Origin of the sequence: Paraburkholderia sp. DD10, assembly GCF_049177125.1 — a bacterium.
Lineage (GTDB): Bacteria > Pseudomonadota > Gammaproteobacteria > Burkholderiales > Burkholderiaceae > Paraburkholderia > Paraburkholderia terricola.
Map to the genome: position 1 here is coordinate 350,188 of NZ_CP185393.1, position 21,612 is coordinate 371,799.

Sequence of the window (21,612 nt, forward strand, 5' to 3'; positions counted from 1 at the left end):
GCGAACTTGCAGCGGTTTGCCCGCTCCGCTGAGGGACGCATTGCGGTTTTGCCGCAGCTTGTCCGTGACGAGCGAGCGGGCCGCGCCGCTTCCGTGTAGGCGCCGAAACCGGTCAGCGGCCCGCAGAACACCCGCGCAGGCCGTTCCCGAATTCGCGCCCTAAGCCGAACGGCTAACGCGCGCTTTTGGCCTGAAAACTCCGGAATGGTGGAGTTACAATGTCGCCCATGTCAGATCCCCGCTTCGTTCATCTCCGCGTCCACTCCGAATTCTCGATTGCCGACGGCATCGTGCGTCTTGACGACATCGTCAAGGCGGCTGCCAAAGACGGTCAGGGTGCGCTCGCTCTCACCGATCTCGGCAACGCGTTCGGCCTCGTCCGTTTCTATAAGGAAGCCCGCGGCAAAGGGGTCAAACCCATTGCCGGCTGCGACGTCTGGATCACCAATCCCGACGACCGCGACAAGCCTTCCCGTTTGCTGCTGCTGGTGAAAGACCGGCGCGGCTACCTGAATCTGTGTGAGCTGCTCAGCAAGGCGTCGCTCACGAATCAGTATCGCGGCCGCGCCGAAATCGAGGCCGGCTGGCTCGAATCCGGCCTGGGCGAAGGCTTGCTCGCCTTGTCCGGCGCCCAGCAAGGGGATATCGGTCTCGCGCTCGCTGCGGGTAACGAGGAAGCGGCGAAGCGCAACGCGTTGCATTGGGCGAAGGTGTTTCCGGGCGGCTTCTATATCGAGTTGCAGCGTTGCGCCCAGCCGGGCGGCGAGCAGTATGTGCGGCAGGCCGTCACGCTCGCCGCGGCGCTGAAGTTGCCGGTGGTCGCCACGCATCCCATGCAGTTCATGACGCCGGACGACTTCACCGCGCACGAAGCGCGCGTGTGTATTTCCGAAGGCGACATCCTTGCTAATCCGCGCCGCCAGAAGCGCTTCACGCCGGAACAGTATTTCCGCACCCAGCAAGAAATGGCCGCGCTGTTCGCGGACATTCCGTCGGCGCTCGCCAATACCGTTGAAATCGCCAAGCGCTGCAACCTCACGCTGGAACTCGGCAAGCCCAAACTGCCGCTGTTTCCCACGCCCGACGGCATGTCGCTCGACGACTACCTCGTGCATCTGTCGAAAGAGGGCCTTGAAAAGCGCCTCGAGCAGTTGTACCCGGACCCCGCGGAGCGCGAAGCGCAGCGCGAAACGTATTACCAGCGCCTCGAATTCGAGTGCGGCACGATCATCAAGATGGGCTTTCCGGGCTACTTCCTGATCGTCGCGGACTTCATCAACTGGGCGAAGAACAACGGCGTGCCGGTCGGGCCGGGCCGGGGCTCCGGCGCGGGCTCGCTGGTCGCCTACGCGCTCGGCGTGACCGACCTCGATCCGCTGCGCTACAACCTGCTGTTCGAACGTTTCCTGAATCCTGAACGGGTGTCGATGCCCGACTTCGACATCGACTTCTGCCAGCACGGCCGCGACCGCGTGATCCAGTACGTGAAGGAAAAGTACGGCGCGGACGCGGTGTCGCAGATCGCCACCTTCGGCACGATGGCGGCGAAGGCGGCGGTGCGCGACATCGGCCGGGTGCTCGATCTGGGCTACATGTTCACCGACGGCATCGCCAAGCTGATCCCGTTCAAGCCGGGCAAGCACGTCACCATCGCCGACGCGATGAAGGAAGAGCCGCTGTTGCAGGAGCGCTTCGACAACGAAGACGAAGTGCATCAGCTGCTCGAACTCGCGCAGCGCGTGGAAGGCTTGACGCGTAACGTCGGCATGCACGCGGGCGGCGTGCTGATCGCGCCCGGCAAGCTCACCGATTTCTGCCCGCTCTATACGCAGGGCGACGAAAGCGGCGTGGTCAGCCAGTACGACAAGGACGACGTCGAAGCGGTCGGCCTGGTGAAGTTCGACTTTTTGGGTCTCACCACGCTGACCATTCTCGACTGGGCCGAGCGCTATATCCGCCGTCTCGATCCGTCGAAGGAAGACTGGTCGCTCGCGCAGGTGCCGCTCGACGACCCCGCGTCGTTCTCGATCCTGAAGAAAGCGAATACGGTCGCCGTGTTCCAGTTGGAAAGCCGCGGCATGCAAGGCATGCTGAAAGACGCGCAGCCCGACCGCTTCGAAGACATCATCGCGCTCGTCGCGTTGTACCGTCCGGGCCCGATGGACCTGATCCCGAGCTTCTGCGCCCGCAAGCACGGCCGCGAAGTGGTGGAGTATCCCGATCCGCGCGTGGAACCTGTTCTGAAAGAGACCTACGGCATCATGGTCTACCAGGAGCAGGTGATGCAGATGGCGCAGATCATCGGCGGCTACTCGCTGGGCGGCGCCGACCTGCTGCGTCGCGCGATGGGCAAGAAGAAGGCCGAGGAAATGGCCGAGCACCGCGCGCTGTTCCGCGAAGGCGCCGCGAAGAATGGCCTGACCGGCGAGAAAGCCGACGAAATCTTCGACTTGATGGAGAAGTTCGCGGGTTACGGCTTCAACAAGTCGCACGCGGCCGCGTATGCGCTGCTGGCGTACTACACCGCGTGGCTCAAGGCGCATCATCCGGCGGAATTCATGGCGGCCAATATGTCGCTCGCCATGGACGACACGGAGAAGGTCAAGATCCTGTTCGAGGACTGTCTCGCGAACAAGATGGCGGTGCTGCCGCCGGACGTGAATCTGTCGGCGTATCGCTTCGAGCCGGTCGCGGAACCGGACGGCAAACGCTCGAAAACCATCCGCTACGGTCTGGGCGCGATCAAGGGCAGCGGCCAGAATGCGATCGAGGAAATCCTGCGTGCGCGCGAAGATGGTCCGTTCATCGACATCTTCGATTTCTGCAACCGTGTCGACCGCCGCATCGTCAATCGCCGCACGATGGAAGCATTGATTCGCGCCGGCGCGTTCGACACCTTGCATGCGAATCGCGCGCAACTGATCGCATCCGTTTCGCTCGCAATGGAAGCGGCCGAGCAGGCGAGCGCCAATGCGATGCAGGCGGGTCTGTTCGACATGGGCGACGCGCCGTCGCAAGGTCACGAACTGGTCGATGAACCGGAATGGCCGGAAAAGAAGAAGCTGCAGGAAGAGAAGGCCGCGCTCGGCTTCTACCTGTCGGGCCATCTGTTCGACGCGTACAAGAACGAGGTGCGCCGCTTCGTGCGCCAGAAGATCGGCGAATTGAAAGAAGGTCGCGACAAGCTGGTCGCGGGTGTGATCGCGTCGCTGCGCACGCAGATGACCCAGCGCGGCAAGATGCTGATCGCCGTGCTCGACGACGGCACCGGCCAATGCGAAGTGACGGTATTCAACGAGATCTTCGAAGCGCACAAGCAGTTGTTCAGGGAAGACGAACTGCTGGTCGTGCAAGGCCAGGCGCGCAACGACGCATTCACCGGCGGCATCCGCTTCACCGTCGATACGGTGATGGATCTCGGCCGCGCGCGCTGCCGTTACGCCGAGGCCGTCAAGGTGCAGATGAACGGCAACGCGGACGCGCTGGCGCTGCGGCGCGTGCTCGAAGCGCATAGCGCGGACAAGGACGAGCCGCAAGCGGCCGCGGCCCCGGCGGCTTCATCGCGAAGCGGCGGCGGCAATGGCAACGGCGGCGGCCGTAACGGTGGCGGATATGGCGGCGGCGACAATGGCCGTCAGCGGCAGGCGGTGCAGATTCCGAACGGGCTTGCCGTGCAGGTGGTGTATCGCAGCCAGAACGCCGAAGGCGCCATGCGGTTGGGCGACGCCTGGCGCGTGAAGCCGACCGACGAATTGCTCGCTGCGTTGCGCGGCGAGTTCGCGGGAAGCTCGATCGAGATCGTTTATTGACGTGGCTTGCCCGCGCGGCTTAGCGGGCCAAGCCGGTCTTTCACAAGGGCTTGTCGTTTCCCAGGCGCGCCAGCTTCAAAAACCGGTAGTACACCGTTTCCGCATTGAACACCGCGATCATGAAGCCGGCGCGGCCGTCCAGAAAGCCGCGCCGTAGCACATAGGTCCGCACGAACGCCCAGGCGCCGCGCCCGAGCGCCTTGCCGAAACTGCCGCGCTTGCCCGCCGCATGGCGTTGTTGCGCGCCGGCTGTCGAATAGGCGTCGAGTTTGCGCAGCACGCCTTCGAAGTCCTCGTAGGAGTAGTGCATCAGCTTGCCGGTGAGGCGCTGCGCCGGCGTGTCGAATACGAGGCGCTCATGCACGAGGTCGTCGGAGAAACGCGCGGCGCCCCGTTTGAACAGACGCGGAATCCAGTCGGGATACCAGCCGCTGTGATGAATCCAATGACCGCAAAAGCTCGACAGGCGATCGACCGCATAGACGTCGGCGGTGGGCGCGGCGAGCGCCGCGCGGATTGCCGAGGCCAGCTCCGCCGAGACGATTTCGTCGGCGTCGATCGAGAGAATCCAACGGGTGGTGAGCGCGTCCACGGCGCGGTTCTTTTGCGGGCCGAAGCCCGGCCAGTCGGTTTGTTGGAGTACACGGGCGCCGTGCGCGCGGGCGATGTCGGCGGTGCCGTCGGTGCTGCCGCCGTCGATCACGACGATCTGATCGGCGAAGGCCACGGCTTGCAGGCATTCGGCCAGCCGCGCCGCCGCGTTTTTGGTGATGATGGCGACGCCGAGGGTGGTTTCTTGCATACCTGGAATGCGTGGAGAGGGGCGAACGTTGGAGCGAGTCGGACAAGCGTGGCGCAAGTATACACAGCGCGACACAGCACGATACATAGCGCGGCGCCCGCGGGCACGGGCCTGGGGGCTCGCGGCCCGACACCACGTCACGCTTCGCGCCAGCCCCCATCCAGGGCCAAAGCTCACCCGGCGCGAAGCTTCACCACTGAAGCCAAGCCTCACCCCCCGATCCGCGCAATCGGGCCGATCCCTATCGGTGGCCGTCATCCTCAAGCGTTTACAATGCTTCTTTTTTGATATTCCGCGCGGCAGGCGTTCGGCCCAGCGCGCGGTTGCCGTTCCGCATTCCCAGAGGATTCCTTGAGCGCGAAGCCTACGTTGAGCAAACCCATCGGTTCAGGTGAGGCATCGTCGCCTGCCGTCGTCTTGCGGCGTTTGTGGCCGTATATCAAGCCGCTCATCTGGGTGCTGACCGGCGCGGTGGTCGCGATGGCCGTCAGCGCGGGCACCGACGCCGCGATTCCCGCGCTCCTCAAGCCGCTGCTGGACAAGGGCTTCGGCGCGCACGCCAACGACAACGCCAAGTGGCTCGTGCCGATCGCGGTGGTCGGCCTCGCGCTGATACGCGGCCTGTCCCAATACGCATCCGGCTATCTGCTCGCCTACGTGTCGAACAAGATCCTGCTCGAACTGCGCCTGAAGATGTTCGACCGGATGATTCACACGGGCGTCTCGTTCTTCCAGCGCGAAACCGCGAGCACGGTCATCAATGCGATCGTCTTCGAGGTCAATCAGATCCTCAACGTGCTGCTGAGCGTGCTCGTCACGCTGGTGCGCGATTCGCTGACGGTGCTGTTCCTGCTCGGCTATCTGTTCTATCTGAACTGGCGTCTGACGCTGATCGTCGCGGTGCTGCTGCCGGGCATCGGCTGGCTGGTGAGCAAGATCAACCGCCGCTTGCGGCGCCTGAACCGCGAGCATCAAATGCTCACCAACGAGCTGTCGTACATCGTCGAGGAGACGGTGGGCGGCTATAAGGTCGTCAAGGTGCACAACGGCGAGCAGTACGAGATCGACCGCTTCACGTCGATGAGCAAGCGCCTGCGCGGCTACGCGATGCGCATGACGGTCTCGGGCGGCCTCGCGCAACCGTTGACGCAGTTCCTCGCGTCGATCGCGCTTGCCGTCGTGATCACGATCGCGGTGGTGCAGTCGTCGTCGGACCAGACCACGGTCGGCGGCTTTGTCGCGTTCGTCACGTCGATGCTGCTGATCATCTCGCCGCTGAAGCATCTGATGGACGTGAACCAGCCGCTGCAACGCGGCATGACGGCGTGCGAGCTGATCTTCGGTCTGATCGACGAACCCTCCGAACCGGCGGGCGGCGGCAAGACGCTCGAACGCGCGCGCGGCGAGGTCGAATTCCGCGAGGTGTCGTTCAGCTACGGCAGCAATGCCACGCACAAGCGCCACACGCTCGACAAGGTGTCGTTCAAGGTCGCGCCGGGCGAGATGGTGGCGCTCGCGGGCCCGTCCGGCAGCGGCAAGACGACGCTGGTCAATCTGCTGCCGCGCTTTTTCGATCCGACCGGCGGCGAGATTCTGGTCGACGGCGTGGCGCTGCCGGAATACGGCCTGCACGCGCTGCGCAGCCAGATCGCGATGGTGAGCCAGGACGTCGTGCTGTTCAACGACACCGTCGCCAACAACGTCGCGTATGGCCAGGCAGCCGATTCGTCAAAGGTCGAGGCGGCGTTGCGCGCGGCCAACCTGTGGGACACCGTCGAGGCGATGCCCAGCGGTATCGAGACGCTGGTCGGCGACAACGGCATGATGCTCTCGGGCGGTCAGCGGCAGCGCCTGGCGATCGCGCGCGCGATCTACAAGGACGCGCCGATCCTGATCCTCGACGAAGCCACCTCGGCGCTGGATTCCGAGTCCGAACGCCACGTGCAGGCGGCGCTGGAAACGCTGATGAAAGGGCGCACGACGCTCGTCATCGCGCACCGCTTGTCGACCATCGAGCGCGCCAACCGCATTCTGGTGATGGAGGCGGGGCGCATCGTCGAGAGCGGCAGTCATCGTGAACTGCTGGCAAAAGACGGGCTCTATGCGCATCTGCACCGCATCCAGTTCCAGCAGAACGCGGCGTGAGCGTGTCGGGCCACTATCGACCCGCGCGGCCGACATGCGGCGTGTCGCGGGATAAAGCCAGCCTCGCTTCGGGCTCGCGGCATTCAATCCACATTTCCCCGGCGCTCCTCGCGCGTTTCTTTGCATGATGAAAATCGGAGTGTCCAGTAATGCGCTGAAACACAGCGGCGGCCTCGAGCGGTATGCAATGGACCTGGTGCGGGGCTTTGCCGCTGCCGGCATCGAACTGGCGTTCTTTGCGCGCCGCTTCGACATGTCGTTGCCGGAGGCGCGCATGGTCGAGCCGCATCGTATCCGCGTGTCGTTTCTGCCGGGCAAGCTGCGCGAGCGCTGGTTTTCGTGGCGGCTGCGCCGGGCGCGCCGCGCGGCCGGCGTCGACGTGCTGATCGGCTGCAACCGCGTCGACTCGTCCGAGATTGCGATTTGCGGCGGCACGCACCTCGGCTTTCTGCGCGCCACCGGACGTGCGCCAAAGCGCTCGGACCGCTGGCAGATCGCGCTGGAGCGGCGCCAGTACGAACGGGCGAGCGTGATCGTCGCGCACTCCCAGTTGATGCACGACGAGTTGCGCGAGCTGTATGGCGTGGATGAGCAGAAAATCCGCGTGCTGTACCCGCCGGTCGACGGCGCGCGCTTCGCCCCGATCGACGCGGCCCAACGCATGGCGCTGCGCCGCAGGTTCGGATTCGCCGACCATGAGATCGTGCTGCTCTTTCCGTCCAGCAGTCATGAGCGCAAGGGCTTGCCGCTGATCGAAGCCGCCTTGCGCGACACCGCCTTGCCGGTGGTGCTCGCGGTCGCGGGACGGCCGCCCGAGCACACCTCCGCGCGGGTGCGCTACATCGGCTACGTGAAAGATATCGAGGACGGCTACCGCGCCGCCGATTTCACGATTCTCGCGTCGAAATACGAGCCGTTCGGGCTGGTCGGTGTGGAGTCGGCCATGTGCGGGACGCCGGTGATTCTGCCGGCGAGCGTCGGGTGCTGCGATGCGATCGCGCCGCACGCCAAGTTCGTGTTCGCTGCGGGCGATGTCGCCGACTTGCGCGCGACGCTCGAGCGCGCGGTGCGAGGGCGGCTCACGATTCAGCAATCCCAACCGCGATGGCAGTCGGAACTGGCTCGCGACGCCGTGCTTTACGACACGAGCGTCGCCGGCCACGCCGACGCCTTGCTTGCTCTGGCAACGCATATCCGCGGCGCAAATTGACAGCGCATGCGCGCGGCGGCGCGGGCTTGGCGCGCACCCGTCATGGTCGCGCCAAGCCGCGCCGGTTCTACGTTCCAGCCATCGTGCATGATATAGTTTCGGGTTATAAAAGCATGGGTCTCAGCCCTGACCGACTACTCAATTGTCTTCACTGCGCTTCCAATGTCGGGGTGATTCGGCGGGTGCCGCAAGGCGCGCAGCGTCTGACTGCTCCGGTGGTGCCGTGTGCGGTTCGAAGGCATGGGAGCGGAAGTCAACGACAAGAATACCGTTGGAGATTCTTCATGGGGAACACGACCTCGAGTCGGCCGGCGCATAGCCCGTTTGCGGTCGGAACAAACGGAATAAACGGAATAAACGCGCCGGTCACGCGATGAGCCGACTATCCGGGCGTATTCGCATCTTCGGGCGTGCGCTTCCGCGCTTCGCGCTGAAACCGTGGCGTCGCAAGCCGGTTTCCGTGCAGCGTATTCTCGTTGCGCACCATCTCCTGCTCGGCGATACGTTGCTGCTAACACCGCTGCTTGCCAAGCTGCGCGTCCGCTATCCGAATGCCGAACTCGTTCTCGCCTGTCCGAAGGCGATCGTGCCGCTTTATGCGGGGCGCCCTTTCGGTGTGATCGCTTTGCCGTTCGACCCGCGCGACGTCGCGACGGTCAAGGGGATGCTCGATTCAGGACCGTACGACCTCGGCTTCGTGCTGGGGGACAATCGGCACAGCTGGCTTGCCATGGGCGCCGGTTGCCGCTGGATCGTCGCTCACGCCGGCGACGTGCCCGCGTGGAAAAACTGGCCGGTCGATGAGCCGGTCGCGTATCCGGCAACGCCGGCCGCGTGGGCCGATCTCGCGGCCGAACTGGTGGACGGGCCGCCGCCGGCGCGTTATCGGCCGTCCGATTGGCCCGCGCCCCGGCACGCGGCATTGCCCGATGCCGATCTGCTTACGCGGCCTTACGTCGTCCTGCATCCGGGCGCGAGCACCGCGGTGAAGCGCTGGCCCGACGCGCGCTGGCGCGAGCTTGCTGAGCGCATCGCGGCGCTCGGCTGCGTGCCGGTCTGGAGCGGCGGTCCCGGCGAGGCTGAATTGATCCGCGACATCGACCCCGATCCCGGTCATCCCAATCTCGCGGGACGGCTCGGCCTCGGCGAACTCTGGCATCTGTTCGCCGGGGCGAAAGCGGTCGTGTGTCCCGACACCGGCGTCGCGCATCTAGGCCGCCTGGTCGGCGTGCCGACGGTTGCGTTGTTCGGTCCCGGCAACGCACGGATTCACGGCGCGGGCGATTACTGGAGCGAAGTGCCGTTCCAGCCGGTTACGATTGCGGAGATGCCATGCCGCGATCAGCCGTTTATCTTTCGGCGCGAGATTGCATGGGTTCGGCGGTGCGACCGCGATTCGACCACCTGCGTCGCATGGAACGGCGACCACGCGGACTGCATGGGCCGCATTTCGGTGGAATCGGTGTACCGCGCATTACACAATGTTTTGATGGGAGCTTAATGACTAACACGTTCGCGCGCGTCGAGCGCGTTTTGTGGATTGCGTGTCCGGTCATCCTGTTCGCGGTGATGTTCGGCCATATGACGGCTATCGTGTTCAACGCACTCGCCCTGCTGGCGCTCGGTACGCTCGCGGCGGCGTGCTCGTCCGAGCGTCCGCCCATGTGGCGTTGGCCGCTGTTCCTGCCGATCGCCGGCTGGGCGTTGTGGGGGCTTGCGTCCGTCGCGTGGTCCGCTTATCCGGCGGTCAGCATCCACGCATGGTGCGATGAAGTGCTCTATCCGCTGGTGTCGTTCTGGGGTTTCTGGCTACTCGGCACGAAGACCCCGCACGTCAACCGCTTCGTCCTGATCAACTGGATCGCATGCGTGCTGCTCGTCGGGATCAGCGCGGTCTACTGGGGGCATTTGCAGCCGCCCACGCCGAGTACGTTTCCGCTGCATTTTTATAATCGCGTCGGTCACACCAGCACGCTCGCGGTGTTCGCGATCGCCTTGTTCTGCGGTGTCCTGTTGCGTCCGCGGTGGTGGCCCGTGGGCGTGGCCGGTCTCGTGTTTTGCCTGTTCATCGGACTCGCCACGCTCAATCGCTTCTTCTGGCCGGCCGCGGCGGCCACGCTGCTGGTGGCGCTGTTTCCGCTGTATCGGCGGCATATCGTGCTTGCGCTGCTTGCGTTCGTGGTGGTCGGGGTGGCGACCGTCGGCACGCTCGAGTACAGCGCGCGGCTGCGTTTGAGCGACGCGCAGGGCGCGGCGGCCACACGCGATATCGCCATCGAGGGCCATCAGGTTCCGCTTCCCCAGGCGTTTTCGAGTATCGGCGACACGGTGTCTGCCGATACGCGCCCGAAGCTGTGGGCGTTCTACACCTCGGAAGCGAAGCGTCACAAGTGGATCGGCGTCGGCTTCGGCAAACCGTTGCCGGGCATGGTGTACCGCAACGAGATGCCGCAGAACCTGCTGGCGATCGAACCGCAGGCCCTCACGCATGCCCATAACCTGTTCATGAACACCTGGCTGCAGACGGGCGTGGTGGGCGTCGTCCTCGAGACGGTGTTGCTGTTGTGGCTCGTGGGCGCGTTCTGGCGCACGCGAGGCGGCGACCCCTGGTTGTGCGCGGCCGGCATCGCGCTGGTGGCCGGCATGATCGCCAAGAACACGACCGACGACTTCATGTGGCAAACCACCATGCTGGCGTTCTGGTCGTTCGCCGGTCTGTTGCTGGGCAGCGCGCAGCGGCGCGGCGGCCAGGGCACCGCGGCGGGGCCCGCGTCGCGCGACGTATTTCGCGGGGCGTCCCGATAGCGGCCGGGCGCGCGACCCGGTTCATCACCGTTGAATTCATCCGGTCAGGATGCGGGGCACAGCATGAAATACGAGAGTGAAGACGATGGCCCGGATCAGATCGATCCGCCGCGCCGCATCCTGTTTCACATCAACGACTTCGGCAAGGGCGGCACGGAGACATCCTTGCTCGCCTGGCTCAAGGTGCTCGACCGGCGGCTCTTTGCGCTGAGCCTTTCGGTCACTTATCCGACCGAGGAACTGGCGTTCTGGCGCGCGCAGGGCATTCCCGACGACGTGCCTGTTCACGTGCTGGCGTCGTCGCGGTGGATGTACGCGTTGCACGGCGCACAGCGCCAACGGAAACTGAATGTGCCGCTCAAGCTGTTGCACAAGGCGCTGACCTACTGTCTGATCCGGCCGCTCGCCGCGAACCGCTTTCGCCGCCTGGCGGGCGGCCATGAGATGGTCTGCGACTTCGACTTTTCGTTGCGGCATCTTGCGGGCAAGTACGGCGTGCCGTGGTTCGGCGTCAGTCATTTCAGTCTTGCCACGCGCCTTGGCGGCAAGAGCAGGCGCTATGTCGCTCGCCGTGTCAGACACTATGCGCGCTACGACGCGATTGCGGTTCTCACGCCCGACATGTTGCGCGAGGCGCGCGACCTGTTTGCCGGCCAGCCTTCGCATGTGGCGGAACTCCCCAATGTGATCGACGTGGAATCGCTGCGGCTGAAGGCGCGTCCGTCGATCGAGCGGCCGGCGGAGTCGTTCATCGTCTCGGTGGCCCGGCTCGACGAAGGGCAAAAAGACCACAAGACCCTGCTGCGCGCGTTCGCGCAGCATCGCGCCAAGCGACTGCGGCCGGTCGACCTCGTGCTGATCGGCGAGGGCCGCGACCGCGCCGCGCTGGAGGAACTCGCGCGAGAACTCGGCATACGCGAGTCGGTGCACTTTTTGGGTTTCCGCGCGAATCCGTTTCCCTATATCCGCGCGGCGGAAATGCTGATCCTGAGCAGCCGCTACGAGGGCTTCGGCATGGTGCTGGGCGAGGCGATGGCGCTCGGCACGCCGGTGATTTCGACCGATTGCCCGACCGGTCCGCGCGACCTGCTCGAAGGGGGCAAGGCCGGCTTGCTGGTGCCGCCGGGCGACGTGGACGCACTGGCTCGCGCGATCGAGCGCCTGCAAACGGATACCGAATTGCGTCAAACGCTGGTGCGTCGTGCAGACAGGAAAGTGGCGACCTTCGCGCCTGAGAGCGCGAACCAGCGCATGCTGACGCTGGCGCGGCGGATTTCCCCTCGCAGCCGGCCACCCGTGCCGGCTGCCGCCGACTGAACGCCTTCCGGTTCCGCGACGGGCGGCGCGTTCGCCCGCTACACGCCGCCGGTCACCAGCGAGAGCACCGACAGGTCCGGGTGCGTGCCGTCGACGATGCTGCGCCCCGCATGCACGGCTTCGTAGCACGCGTCCTCGATGCTGGCGAACGACTCTTCGCCGTCGGCATGAAACGGCACCGCGTGACCCGGAATCGCCGGGTCCGCGCCGGGGTGGCACACATAGCCGATGTAGGTGAAGCGGCCGTCATCGGGTTGCTTCGGCCGGGGCGATACGTGGATTTCGAATCCTTCGTACTCGACCATCTGCCAGGTGGCTGTGTTATCGGACATGGCTTATCTCCGTGCGAGCCGTGCGGATGACGTGTGCGCTGCTAGCGCGTTGCCGATGGACATCATCGTCGGTCCGTCACGGTGCTGGCGATTGATTTCCGCGGCACGCCTGTCAAAAAGTCTAGGCGATTTCAGCGCGAAGCGCGCCCCAGGTCCGATACGGCGAAACCACTATGGCTTGATCGCGCCCAGTTGCTTTAGCAGCGTCAGGTTGTCCTCGAGGTGCCAGTTCTCGACGATGCGGCCGTCTTTCACGCGATAGAGGTCGAAAGCCTGGAAGTCGATGGTTTCGCCGTGGCCTTCGAGGTTCTGGAACCGGCCGGTGAAGTGTCCGCGAAAATGCAGATGAACCGACGCGCGGTCGCCGGCCACCACGAGGTCGTCGATGTCGGCGCGCAGGTCGGGCACGGCCGCACGAAATCCCTTCGACGCCTGCAACGGGCCTTCGGGACCTTGCGGCCGTCCGTCAGGCAAGGTGCGGTCGATGAACGCGGGCGACAGCGCGAGCTTCGCATAGGCCTCGTCGCCGGTGTTCCAGAACGCGGCGTAGCGGCGCGCGGCCAGCGCGACCGCGGCGCTCTTTTCCGAAGCGGCATTCATCGCGAGATGGCGTGGGGCGGGCAGTGCGTTGTCGCTCGCGGCGTGGGCGTTCATCGCGCCGGCGAGGCTTGCACCGATCAGCGCGAGATAGGCGAACCGGATGGAGAGGAGAGGGGGCATGACGTGTTCCAGAGAAGTGGGTTGGGACGACGCGCATTCTCTGGTGAACGGAAAGGTTTGATAATCGGGCTGGTGTTTGAAGGATTTTCGGATTTGGTTTGAAAATGGCTCGCGTTGCTCGGCATGTGCCTCGCCACGATCCCGCACGCGATGTTCTACGGCGCGATCGCCGGCATCCTCGCGCGTGTTTCCCGCCAACGTGCGCTATACCGGGCTGTCGCTCGCCTATCAGATGTGCTCGCTGCTGGTCGGCGGCGCAACGCCGCTGTTCGCGCAATGGCTGCTGAACACGACCGGTAGCATCGTCGGCGTGGCCGTGTCGTCCGCGCTGTATGCGGCCGTTTCGCTGGTGGCCACGCTGATGCTGCTCAACCGCACGGGATTCAGGGCCGACGAACCGTCGACGGCCGAGCGCGCGGATGCCGGCGAGAGGGGGGCTAACGGCGATGCCAACGCGGGACCGCGGGACGCGGCTGCAACCACGACGCGAACGGCAACCTGAAGCGCACCCACGACGACGGCCAGCCGACTCATCGCCCACCACACCCCATCGACGCCGTCCCGCCCGCCGTCATATAAAATGGCCCGCCTTGCCCATAAACAACCCCGCCATGTGGTTCAAAAACCTTCAGTTGCACCGTCTTCCCGCTCCGTGGTCCGTCACCCCCGCACAAATGGAGAAATGGCTCGCGCCGCACGCGTTCGCGCCCGGCAACAGCGTCGAAATGCAAAGCCACGGCTGGGCCTCGCCGCGCGATAACGAATCGCTGGTGTACTCGCTCAATGGCCAGATGCTGCTGACGTTTCGCACCGAAAAGAAACTGCTGCCTGCTTCGGTCGTCACGCAGGTGACCAAGGCGCGCGCCGCCGATCTCGAAGAGCAGCAGGGCTTCAAACCCGGCCGCAAGCAGATGCGCGAACTCAAGGAGCAGGTCACGGACGAACTGCTGCCGCGCGCCTTCAGCATTCGCCGCGACACGCGCGTGTGGATCGACACGAAAAACGGCTGGCTCGTGATCGACGCGGCCTCGCAAGCCGTCGCCGACGAAGTGCGCGGCCTGCTCGTCAAATCGATCGATCAGTTGCCGCTCGGCACGGTGCGCGTCACGCAATCGCCGGTCGCGGCGATGACCGGGTGGCTCCGCGCCGGCGAAGGTCCCGCGGGCTTCACGCTCGACCAGGACACCGAGTTGCGTTCGCCCGCCGAGGGCAACGCGACCGTGCGTTACGTGGGACACGCTCTCGACGCCGAGGATATGCGCCGTCATATCGAAGCCGGCAAGCAATGCATGCGGCTCGCGATGACGTGGAACGACCGCGTGTCGTTCGTGCTGACGCCGTCGCTCACGATCAAGCGCATCGCGCCGCTCGACGTGTTGAAGGAAGCGGGCGACCCCACCGCGCAGAACGACGACGAGCGCTTCGATTCCGACCTCACGCTGATGACCGCCGAACTCGACCGCATGCTCGGTGATCTGCTCGACGCGTTGGGCGGCGAACAGGGCGAGGCGATGCCGCAAGCCGCGGCGGCCTGAGCCGCGACTGTCCTCGACGCACCCGCGTATTGAGCGACGTTATCGTGAATGTGTGAAGATTGCGGTCGGGACAACGCGTTGGCCGAGGAGGCTTTGCGATGGTTCGTCTGGTCATGATTCTGCTCGGCGTCGATTATCTGCGCACGCGCTGGCGCTCGTTGCAGCGCATCGGCTGCATGAGCCTGCTGCTCGGCATGGTGGTGTTCATCGACGCGCTCGACGGCGCGCTCTATTTCCCCATCATGCCGTTTGCATTTTTACTGCTGCTCGAAGGGCTCGCCACGCTGGCGGTCGCCTGGACGGGCATGGGCGGGCAACGCACGCTGCGCTACGTGAAGGGACTCGCGTTCTGCTTCGCGGCGGCGCTGATACTCGCCGGCCATCATCACGGCCACTTCATTCTGTCGATGATCTTCGGCACGCTGTTTCTCGCCGACGGACTGCTGCAAATCGTCTCCGCGAGAGTGGTGCGTTACCGCACGTGGAAGCTCGCGGTGATCGGCGGCGTCGTCGAAATCGCGCTGGCGATTTTCTTCTATCAGCCGTATCCGACTCACTATGTCGGCACCGTGCCGTACTGCCTCGGGCTCGGCCTGATGTTCGGCGGCTGGAATCTGATCTTGCTGAGCACGCGCGTGCGGCGTCTCGCGTCGAACCCGGCGGTGGCGTCCGGTGATGCCGAAGCCGATGCCGCGAGTTCCGCGGCAGGCGCGGCGGCTCCCGGCCGGCTGGCCGCAGTCGAATGGGACGGTCCGCCCGCCGCCGACGAAGCCGCGCTGACCGTGCACGTATGGACGCCGGTGGGTTCGGCGAAAGGCGAGGCGCGGCGGCAGCCGATCGTCGATCGCTATATCGCGGCCGTGGATCGCAACGGCGTGATTTCGACCGGACACGCGGCGCTCGAATCGCCCGAGGGTATCTATATCAGCCTGTATCCGGGCGTCGAAATCGATCGTTCGCCCGACGACTTCGCGCGGCTGTTGCGCGCCACGCGCGAGAACGACGTGCCCGGCGTATTCCAGCCCGATTACCCGACCGAAGCGAAGGCGTGGTGTCCGTCGACGGTTCAGGTGCGCATCCGCAATTACGATCCCGCGCGCCTGCGCCGCTTCTGGGACAGCTATCGGCAGGACACGACCTACAACCTCACGTATCGCAATTGTTCGAGCAGCGTGTCGCGTGCGCTCGAGGCGGCGATCGAGGGCGCGTCGGCGCGCGTGTGGGGTGGCCTCGGCGGCTGGCGGCCGTTTTTGCGCGTGATCACGACGCCGGAATTGTGGGTGGCCGCGCAACTGCGCAAACGCGCCGCGACGATGGCATGGACGCCCGGCCTCACGCTGGACTACGCCCGCGCGCTCAGCATGCTCGCGGACCCGCGGCCATCGGGCTGGACCAGAATGGCGCGCCTCGCGGTGCGCAGAATGGTTCGCTCGCGCCAGCAATGGCGCGCGGAAGCCCGCCATGCCCAGGCGGGCCAGCAAGGCGCGGACGATGCCGCGGCAGGCGCGCTGCGCGAATGACGCACGCTGGCGCCTTCCGGCGTTCCTGGCAGCACGCGTGACGTGCCCAACTTCGGCGTCACTGTAAAAACGGCAATCGCATCAACAGGTTGCGGATTTTGTCGGACAGTTATGCACAGATTTGTTCCCAGTTTCTGTTGATAACTTCCGCACGCGCGACGTCACCGCCAAATGAATGATCTGAGCCAATATGGCGGGTGTATGCTGAAAGCGGAAGCCTCTCGTTGAGAGCACGTTTCAACTGGAAGAGGACGCCGCAATGAAATTGCACGTTGGCTACGAGCTGGTCTATGGTTGCGAGCAACCCACGCCGATGATGTTGATGTTGAACACGCACTACTCGCATGCGCACGAGGTGCTGAGCCCGGACGTGCTGACGGTCCATCCTCCCGTGCCGATCACGCAGTATCGGGACGGCTTCGGCAATCTATGCAGCCGGCTGGTGGCGCCGCCGGGCACGATAGCGCTCTCCACGAGCGCGGTGCTCGAAGTCTCGTCGGTGCCCGAGACGCGGCCGCCATTTACGCATCAGCATCCGGTCGAAGCACTCCCTGACGATACGCTGGTGTTTCTGCTGGGCAGCCGCTACTGCGAGACCGACCTGTTGTCCGAATTCGCATGGCAGACGTTCGGCAAGTTGCCGCTCGGCCGTGAGCGCGTGGATGCGATCTGCGATTACACGCACAACCATATCGTGTTCGGCTACGACTTCGCGCGGCCCACCAAGACAGCATGGCAGGCCTGGCAGGAAAGAAAGGGCGTGTGTCGCGACTTCGCGCATCTGGCGGTCACGCTATGCCGGGCGATGAACATACCGGCGCGGTATTGCACCGGCTATATCAGCGATGTCAACCTGCCGCCGCCTTATGCGCCGATGGATTTCGCCGCGTGGTTCGAGGCGTATATCGGCGGATGCTGGCAGACGTTCGACCCGCGCAACAACGCACCACGCACGGGGCGGGTCTTGATGGCGCGCGGGCGCGACGCCGCCGACGTCGCCATTAGCAATGCGTTCGGGCCGACGCAACTGATGAAGTTTGCCGTCGTCTGCGAGGCGATCTAGCTGCGTTGCGAGCGAGTAGGGAAGTGAAGCGCCCGGCTTTCGAATAAACCGGATGCGCGCTATTCGCCGAGCACCAACGCGCGTTTGCGCCGAAGCAACGCCGAGCCGACCGAGACCGCCGCGCCGATGCCGCCCATCGCCACCGCGAGCGCCACGATCAGCGGACCGGTTTGCGTGCGCGCCGAGAACACGCCCACCAGCAGACCGGCAAGCGGCTGCGTCATGTTGTTCAGCAGGATGATCACGCCGGTGGTCTTGCCGTAGTCCTGCGGCGGAATGATTTTCTGCCGCGCGCTGCGAATGTAGACGTTGAACATCTTGTCGAAGCCGACGATCAGCAAGAAGCCGAGCGCATAGCCCCACGGCGCCGCGCTCGCGCCGGCGATCACGCCGCCCGCGCAGATCGAGACGAACGCGACCCGGCCCAACATCTCGGCCCGCCACGCGTTGCGCGCGATCGCCAGGAGAATCACCACGGTGGCGACGGCGCCGGCCGTTTGCAGCCCGGCATAGTAGCGGTCCGATTGCGCGTGAAAGCCGGTGACCATCGCCGCCGAGGTGGCGAGCGTGACGCCGATCACCAGATTTTCGGCGGCGGCGAGCAGCACGATTTTTTTCAGGCCGGGCAGGACCAGCACGTGGCGCAGCGCGATGCGTAGCGGCAGCGTCCAGTGGCCCGGCGCGGCGGAAGGCGGGGCGTCGGCGCGAAAGCCGCTCATGTGTTGCCACAGTAGCAGCGCGCCGTCGGCGAGCAGGAACAGCACGCCCGTTGCGGCGACCACCCATTCCCAGCGCCACAGACCGAGCAGCAGCGCGGCCAGCATTGGGCCGAGTACGAAACCCAATTGATCGGCCAACTGCGAGTAGGCGAGCACACGCTGAAACTGCTGCGTGCTGAAGATCCGCGGCAACATCACTTCGCGCGCGACGAGGCCCTGGCTCGTCAACACGCCGCATAAAGCCGATAGCGCGATCAGCCAGCCGATGCCGCCAAACAGCGCATAGGCCAGCACGCCGCCGAAACACACCAGCGCTCGTATGGTCTGACTGACCCGCATCAGCCTGAGCGGCGAGATGCGGTCGCATAAAGCGCCGAAGAAGGGAAACACCAGGTAGCGCGGCAGCGTTTCGATAAAGAACGCGAGGCCCGACCACGAGACCTGGTGCGTCGTTTGAAATACGACGAGCGGCACGAGAAACAGCAGGATCTGATCGGCGAGGCGCGCGACGAACAGCGAGTAGAAGAAAGCCTGATGGTTGACGCGCACCGTTCATATCCCGCCGTTCATGGGTCGAGACCGATCGTATCAAACATCGCGGTCTCGTGGCCGGCCGCCCTGATGGCGTTTCATGGCGGTCCGGCCTTCACGGCCGCTTAGCAACGGCGCATCAGCCTCCGCGATAAGCCTCTTCGAGCGTCGCGATGTCCAGCTTGATCATTGTCATCATGGCCTGCATCACGCGATTCGCTTTCGCCCTGTCTGGATCTTGCAGCATGCGGAGGAGGGCGTCGGGCGCGATCTGCCACGAGACGCCGAACTTGTCCCGAAGCCAGCCGCATTGCCAGGGCGCGCCGCCCTCGCCGAGTTTCGCCCAGTAGTGGTCGATCTCCTGTTGCGAGCCGCAGTGCACGAACAGCGAAATGGCCGGCGTGAACGGGTAATCCGGGCCGCCGTTCATCGCCATGAACTCCTGGCCGTCGATCTCGAACGTCACGGCCAGCACGCCGCCCTCCGGGCCGGGGCCGGCTTCCGTGTAGTGCAGGGTGGTGGCGATGCGGGAATTGGAAAACACCGAGGTATAGAAGCGCGCGACTTCTTCCGCATTGCCGTCGCACCACAGGCACGGCGCAATCTTTTGCATGACGAGTCTCCTGTTTATGGATGGCGCGTGCGGTTCACGGCTGACCGCACTGCATGTCGCGCATGCCGGCCTGAATCTCTTCCATGCTCAGATCGCGCTTGTGCGTGGCCAGCGACCAGCTATGGCCGAACGGGTCTTTCAACTGGCCGTAGCGGTCGCCCCAGAACATGTCGGTCACGGGCAGGGTCACCGTGGCGCCGGCTTCGACCGCCTGCCTGAAACTGGCGTCGACATCCTGCACATAGTGATGAATCGTGACCGGCGTGCCTTTCAGTGAATTCGGACCGAACGTTTGATGCTCCGGCCATTCGTCGGTCAGCATCAGCATGGAGTCGCCGATCTTCAGGCACGCGTGCATGACCCGGCCGTCCGGCGCGGGCAGGCGGAACTGTTCGACGGCGTTGAAGGCTTTCGCGTAGAACGCGATGGCGTCCGCGGCATTCGCGCAGACCAGATAGGGCGTGAGCGAATGCATGCCTTCGGGGATCGGTTTGACAGCGGGGCTGGACATGACGGCGACTCCTTGAAGTAACAGGTTCGTGAGGTGAAAGACCGGCTGCGCGAGCCAGGTCTTCAACGTTACGACGAGCACCGCGCCGTTGAATCGACACTCCGGGAAAAATATTTTTGAGTACGGGTGTGCGGTTCCGTGTGTTTCCGCCTGCCGCGGACGCAGCGCCTGGCTGGCCGCATGCATGGTCCAGGACCGGCGAGGCGTTCAGCCGGCAGGATTGTCGTCGTCAGGCGGCGTTGCCACGCCGCCGTCCGGCGCACCGAGGATGCTGATCTGGAAAATCGGCGTCGCCGCGAGCGATTGCAGCGCGGCGTCCTCGGGGATGTGTTCCAGCAGCGGCAGGATCACCGAGCCGCCGATCACCGCGCGCCGGCTGTTGTCGGCGGGCCGCAGCCCCCACACGTCCTGATAGACCACCGGCACCGCGACGCCGTTGCGGGTCGTGTTGCCGAGATAAAGCATCACGTGGCCGCCGATGTAGATCAGCGTGCGCATCGGTTCGCCGTGCCCGGCCAGATAATCGAGCCGCTGCGCGGGCGTGGACGCCGATAGATCGGTCATGCGCCCGGCGCTCATCTGCGTCGACGAATGGCGCGGCAGCCATACGCCGAAGGCCGCGAAGATGCTTTGCAATTCCGACGAGCAGTCGTTGTAGAGCCCGCTGTTGCCCCAGCCGTAAGGCCGGCCGATCAGCGCTTTGAGCAGCGTCGCCAGATGACGCGGGGTGGCGGCGAGCGGCATCGGAGCGATTTGCGCGCCGCTGAGTTCGGCGCTGCGAATGAGCGCGTGGCCGTCCGCATCGCGGGCAGGCACGAGGACTTTGCGGGCGATGGGGGCGTCGGGGCTGGTTGCCTTGCCCGCTCGCGGATCGGCGGGCGCGATTGGTGCGAGCGGCAGCAGCGTGCCCGCCGGCGCATCGAAGCGGAATACGCCGCGGCTGTCACGCATCGGCGCCGAGGCCACCATCACCGCGCCCAGCGACTTTGCCGCGGCGGCGCGCCAGCTGTCGACGAAGCGCTCGTCGGCCATGCCGAGCCCGTCGCTGCGCACCCAGCCTTGCACGTCGGGCGTTTGCACGTAGCGCCATGCGCCGTCGGCGCTGCCGCCCAATACGTACAGCGGCGTGCCCGGCCGCACGGCCGAGATTTGCAGATTGTCGAACGGATAGCCTTCGCCGGCCAGACGGTGGTCGTAGAACGAGGGGTCCGTCGTCGGCAGTTCGCGCACCATCAGGTTGCTCGTGGCGATCGCGCGGCGCTCCGGCTGGTAGACGGGTTCCTGCGTGAACTGCCCGACGTCCATGTTTTGCGCGATGGTGTCGATCCACGCCTTGTCGTGCGGCCGGAAATTTTCGCCGTAGCCGACGGCCGCGCCGCGCTTGCCGGTGTTGTCGAACTTGGCGATGCGGCGCTCTTGCAACGCGGCGATGTCCGCCCCTTGCTGGCGGTAGACGCGCATCGTCACGTAAGCGGAATTCCACGGCGAGGGCGCGCTCGTGCCGGTGCCGAAGTAGCGCGCGTGGAGCGCCTTGAAGTGCGCCCGCTGTTCGGCGGGGCTCAGGAACGGCTGGTCGTAGCTCGGGCTATCCGGCTCCAGCCAGTGGTCGACGTTCTGGTCGTAATTGGCGATCGGGTAGAGCGCGACGGTGTCGAGCGGCACATGCGCGTCGCGCGGCGACGAGGGGTTGCTGCAGGCGGCGATCGTCGCCAGAGCGGTGAAGGCGGTGCACAGCGCGGCGGCGCGGCAGGCGCTCGGCAACGCGGCGGCAAGGCGGGAAAAAACGGCGACAGGCATAGGGTTCGGCGTGGAAGGTCCAGGGCACGATGATACGGTGTCGCGCGGCGGGGCGGGGTGGTCGATGCGGATCGAAACGGGCCGGGGCTGACCGGAGCGGATGGAGTTACTGAGGCGATAGCGCGCCTCGCACGATCCCGCCACGCGCGGCGAGTGGTCCGCTACACTCGCCTTGCTTGTTCG

Annotated in this window: 16 protein-coding genes and 1 pseudogene; 10 read left to right on the forward strand and 7 right to left on the reverse strand. The window is 65.3% G+C overall.

What is annotated here, in order from left to right; all coding sequences use genetic code 11:
- Window positions 1–218: 218 nt before the first annotated feature.
- Window positions 219–3,809 carry a DNA polymerase III subunit alpha gene (dnaE, locus tag ACOCG7_RS16915; RefSeq protein WP_114162099.1) on the forward strand — a complete coding sequence of 1,197 codons (3,591 nt, stop codon included), beginning with the start codon at window positions 219–221 and terminating at the stop codon, window positions 3,807–3,809.
- Between the two features lie 40 nt (window positions 3,810–3,849).
- Here dnaE and ACOCG7_RS16920 read toward each other — a convergent pair whose 3' ends face one another.
- A complete protein-coding gene (locus ACOCG7_RS16920; RefSeq protein ID WP_114162100.1) occupies window positions 3,850–4,611 on the reverse strand; it encodes a glycosyltransferase family 2 protein in 762 nt (253 codons plus the stop codon).
- Window positions 4,612–4,962: 351 nt separating this feature from the next.
- On the opposite strand from ACOCG7_RS16920, the gene msbA reads away from it, so the two are divergent.
- From msbA to ACOCG7_RS16945, 5 genes are all read left to right on the forward strand, one after another.
- Complete coding sequence (gene msbA, locus ACOCG7_RS16925; RefSeq protein WP_114162101.1) at window positions 4,963–6,756, forward strand: lipid A export permease/ATP-binding protein MsbA; 1,794 nt, start codon at window positions 4,963–4,965, stop codon at window positions 6,754–6,756.
- A gap of 127 nt (window positions 6,757–6,883) precedes the next feature.
- A complete protein-coding gene (locus ACOCG7_RS16930; RefSeq protein ID WP_083085554.1) occupies window positions 6,884–7,966 on the forward strand; it encodes a glycosyltransferase family 4 protein in 1,083 nt (360 codons plus the stop codon).
- A 373-nt stretch (window positions 7,967–8,339) separates the two neighbouring features.
- Window positions 8,340–9,467, forward strand: coding sequence for a glycosyltransferase family 9 protein (locus tag ACOCG7_RS16935; RefSeq protein ID WP_114162103.1), 1,128 nt, complete (start codon window positions 8,340–8,342; stop codon window positions 9,465–9,467).
- Window positions 9,467–10,771, forward strand: coding sequence for an O-antigen ligase family protein (locus tag ACOCG7_RS16940; protein WP_114162104.1), 1,305 nt, complete (start codon window positions 9,467–9,469; stop codon window positions 10,769–10,771). The genes ACOCG7_RS16935 and ACOCG7_RS16940 overlap by 1 nt, the downstream gene beginning before the upstream one ends.
- Before the next feature lie 63 nt (window positions 10,772–10,834).
- Window positions 10,835–12,088 carry a glycosyltransferase gene (locus ACOCG7_RS16945; protein ID WP_421379177.1) on the forward strand — a complete coding sequence of 418 codons (1,254 nt, stop codon included), beginning with the start codon at window positions 10,835–10,837 and terminating at the stop codon, window positions 12,086–12,088.
- A gap of 38 nt (window positions 12,089–12,126) precedes the next feature.
- On the opposite strand, the gene ACOCG7_RS16950 is transcribed toward ACOCG7_RS16945, so the two are convergent.
- Both ACOCG7_RS16950 and ACOCG7_RS16955 read right to left on the reverse strand, forming a co-directional pair.
- Entirely contained in the window at window positions 12,127–12,420 is a 294-nt protein-coding gene (locus ACOCG7_RS16950) for a hypothetical protein (protein WP_083085242.1), read from the reverse strand.
- Window positions 12,421–12,591: 171 nt separating this feature from the next.
- Window positions 12,592–13,140 carry an ester cyclase gene (locus ACOCG7_RS16955; RefSeq protein ID WP_114162106.1) on the reverse strand — a complete coding sequence of 183 codons (549 nt, stop codon included), beginning with the start codon at window positions 13,138–13,140 and terminating at the stop codon, window positions 12,592–12,594.
- Between the two features lie 105 nt (window positions 13,141–13,245).
- Between ACOCG7_RS16955 and ACOCG7_RS16960 the strand changes: the two are divergent.
- From ACOCG7_RS16960 to ACOCG7_RS16975, 4 genes and pseudogenes are all read left to right on the forward strand, one after another.
- A pseudogene (locus ACOCG7_RS16960) lies at window positions 13,246–13,642 on the forward strand (MFS transporter); the annotation flags it as partial.
- 109 nt (window positions 13,643–13,751) lie between these two features.
- On the forward strand, window positions 13,752–14,675 hold the full coding sequence (locus tag ACOCG7_RS16965; protein ID WP_114162107.1) for a recombination-associated protein RdgC: 924 nt from the start codon (window positions 13,752–13,754) through the stop codon (window positions 14,673–14,675).
- A 98-nt stretch (window positions 14,676–14,773) separates the two neighbouring features.
- Entirely contained in the window at window positions 14,774–16,195 is a 1,422-nt protein-coding gene (locus tag ACOCG7_RS16970; protein ID WP_114162108.1) for an HdeD family acid-resistance protein, read from the forward strand.
- Between the two features lie 259 nt (window positions 16,196–16,454).
- Window positions 16,455–17,258: a transglutaminase-like domain-containing protein gene (locus ACOCG7_RS16975; RefSeq protein WP_114162109.1), complete on the forward strand. Its 804-nt coding sequence runs from the start codon at window positions 16,455–16,457 to the stop codon at window positions 17,256–17,258.
- Between the two features lie 59 nt (window positions 17,259–17,317).
- Here the strand turns inward: ACOCG7_RS16975 and ACOCG7_RS16980 are convergent, their stop codons facing one another.
- From ACOCG7_RS16980 to ACOCG7_RS16995, 4 genes are all read right to left on the reverse strand, one after another.
- Window positions 17,318–18,526: an MFS transporter gene (locus ACOCG7_RS16980; RefSeq protein WP_114162110.1), complete on the reverse strand. Its 1,209-nt coding sequence runs from the start codon at window positions 18,524–18,526 to the stop codon at window positions 17,318–17,320.
- Window positions 18,527–18,647: 121 nt separating this feature from the next.
- Window positions 18,648–19,121 carry a VOC family protein gene (locus ACOCG7_RS16985; protein ID WP_083085233.1) on the reverse strand — a complete coding sequence of 158 codons (474 nt, stop codon included), beginning with the start codon at window positions 19,119–19,121 and terminating at the stop codon, window positions 18,648–18,650.
- A 34-nt stretch (window positions 19,122–19,155) separates the two neighbouring features.
- On the reverse strand, window positions 19,156–19,632 hold the full coding sequence (locus tag ACOCG7_RS16990) for a VOC family protein (protein WP_114163441.1): 477 nt from the start codon (window positions 19,630–19,632) through the stop codon (window positions 19,156–19,158).
- A gap of 207 nt (window positions 19,633–19,839) precedes the next feature.
- Window positions 19,840–21,429, reverse strand: coding sequence for an SH3 domain-containing protein (locus ACOCG7_RS16995; protein WP_347143151.1), 1,590 nt, complete (start codon window positions 21,427–21,429; stop codon window positions 19,840–19,842).
- Between the last annotated feature and the right edge of the window lie 183 nt (window positions 21,430–21,612).